Below are 2,134 nucleotides of genomic sequence, written 5' to 3'. Positions count from 1 at the left end.
GCGCAAAAGCTCGCTTTGGCCGTGGCGCGTGGCGAACTCGACGCCGAGGCGATATCTGCCGAAAGCTTTGCCGTTGCGCTTGATACGCAAGGCATTCCCGACCCGGAACTGGTCATTCGCACCAGCGGCGAGCTTCGGCTGTCGAATTTCCTCCTGTGGCAGGCCGCCTATAGCGAGCTTGTCTTCCTGCCTTGCTACTGGCCCGACTTCAGCCGCGAACACCTTGCCGAGGCCTTGCGTGAGTTTGCTGGCCGCGAACGCCGTTTCGGCGGACTTGGAGGCCAGGACGTCGCTTCGCGACCGGCCGCGGGATGAGCAATCTCCAGCTGCGTGTCGTTTCGGCGATCGTGCTCGCCATCATCACTCTCGGTCTGACCTGGATCGGCGGTCTGCCGTTCCGGCTGCTGTGCGCCGTGATATCGGCGGCGATCTTCTATGAATGGACCCGCATGTCGCGCCCGACCGGGGTCACGGGCCTGGGTTTCCTGCCGGAAGCATTGCTGGTCGTCTTCGTTGGCGCCTTGATCGGCGGCCTGGCCGCCTCCTGGCTGCTACCGCTTGTGGCGGCCATTGTTGCCGCAACGGCGATAGCCGCCTCGCTTCGCAAGACCGGACAATGGGATGCGAGCGGCCTCGCCTATGCCGCGGTTTCAGGCCTGTCGCTCGCCTTGCTGCGCGATGGCGATCGTTCGGGCCTCATTGCCATCCTGTTCCTGTTTGCGGTCGTCTGGGCCACCGATATCCTTGCCTATTTCGTTGGCCGTGCCGTTGGGGGGCCGAAACTGGCGCCCTCTATCTCGCCCGGCAAGACGCGCAGCGGCGCGCTCGGCGGTGCGCTCGGCGGCGTCGTCGCCGGGCTGGTCCTCGCCGTAGCTGCCGGTGTCGGCAATCTGGCATTGCTCGGCCTGGTGGCGCTCGTGCTGTCGATTGTCTCGCAGGCAGGCGACCTGTTTGAATCCTGGGTCAAGCGCCGCCATGGCCGCAAGGACTCAGGCGCGCTCATCCCGGGCCATGGCGGCGTCATGGATCGTGTCGATGGGCTTGTCGCAGCCGCATTCGCCCTATACGTCATCGGCTGGATTTCGGCGAACGCCGATCATCCGGCGCAGGGTCTGTTTCCCGTTTGAGTGGTGTCATTTCAGGTCCTTTGCGCGATGCGCCTTGGATTCGCCCGGATTGGTGTCACAGTCACGGCGCAGTCTGCGCCGTGGAAGAATTTGAGGGTTTGTCTTGAACGAGATTCTTCACGCGCTTTTCAGCACACAAGGCTTTGTCCTCGGCACGCTGGTGCCATTCCTCTTCGTGCTGACCGTGGTCGTGTTCGTCCACGAAATGGGCCATTACCTTGTCGGGCGCTGGTGCGGCATCGGCGTCAGGGCCTTCTCGATCGGCTTCGGCCCGGAACTCTTCGGCTTCAACGACAGCCACGGCACGCGCTGGAAACTGTGTGCGATACCGCTTGGCGGCTATGTCAAATTCGTCGGCGACATGAACGCCACATCGAGCCAGCCCACGTCGGAAGAAATTGAAACGCTGACCGAGGAAGAGCGCAAGGTCGCCTTCCACACGCAGCCGATCTGGAAGCGCGCGGCAACGGTGGTGGCCGGGCCGCTGTTCAATTTCCTGCTGACGATCGTCGTCTTTTCCGTGCTGTTCACCGCCTATGGCCGTTATGTCGCCGAGCCCATGGTGGCCGAGGTGACCGCCGACAGCCCGGCGGCGAAGGCCGGCATCCTTCCCGGCGACCGATTCGTCAGCGTCGACGGCAACAAGGTCGAAACCTTTGGCGACGTCCAACGCCTGGTCTCGGGCCGTGCGGACGACGCAATCACTTTCGTCATGCTGCGCGACGGCCGGGAGGTCACTGTGACCGCGGCACCGCGGCTGATGGAACAGGAAGACGCGCTCGGCAACAAGGTCAAGGTCGCTGTAATCGGTGTCGTCAACAACAAGGAACTCGGCCAGCCACGGCTCATCACCTACACGCCTGTTGGAGCTGTCGCGGCGGCGGTCGAGGAAACCGGTCACGTCATCCAGCGCACCGGCCAGTTCCTGCAGCGCTTTGTTGTCGGGCGCGAAGACAAATGTCAGTTGGGCGGTCCGGTGAAGATCGCCGACATGGCGGGCAGGGCTG

Annotated in this window: 3 protein-coding genes; all 3 read left to right on the top strand. The window is 63.7% G+C overall.

Annotated features, from left to right (window positions below; all coding sequences use genetic code 11):
* Window positions 1-315, top strand: a 315-nt coding sequence (locus EN884_RS34065; protein WP_164895356.1) for an undecaprenyl diphosphate synthase family protein, incomplete at its 5' end; no start/stop codon positions are given.
* On the top strand, window positions 312-1,127 hold the full coding sequence (locus tag EN884_RS34060; protein WP_013531757.1) for a phosphatidate cytidylyltransferase: 816 nt from the start codon (window positions 312-314) through the stop codon (window positions 1,125-1,127). The genes EN884_RS34065 and EN884_RS34060, both read left to right, overlap by 4 nt.
* A gap of 103 nt (window positions 1,128-1,230) precedes the next feature.
* Window positions 1,231-2,134 (top strand): RIP metalloprotease (locus tag EN884_RS34055; protein WP_164895355.1); only part of this gene is annotated, 904 nt, incomplete at its 3' end.

The sequence above is a fragment of the Mesorhizobium sp. M7A.F.Ca.AU.001.01.1.1 genome, from assembly GCF_004022735.1.
Classification (GTDB): Bacteria; Pseudomonadota; Alphaproteobacteria; order Rhizobiales; family Rhizobiaceae; genus Mesorhizobium; species Mesorhizobium ciceri.
Note: the sequence above shows the minus strand (reverse complement) of the source record. Positions and strands in the feature narration are given on the sequence as shown.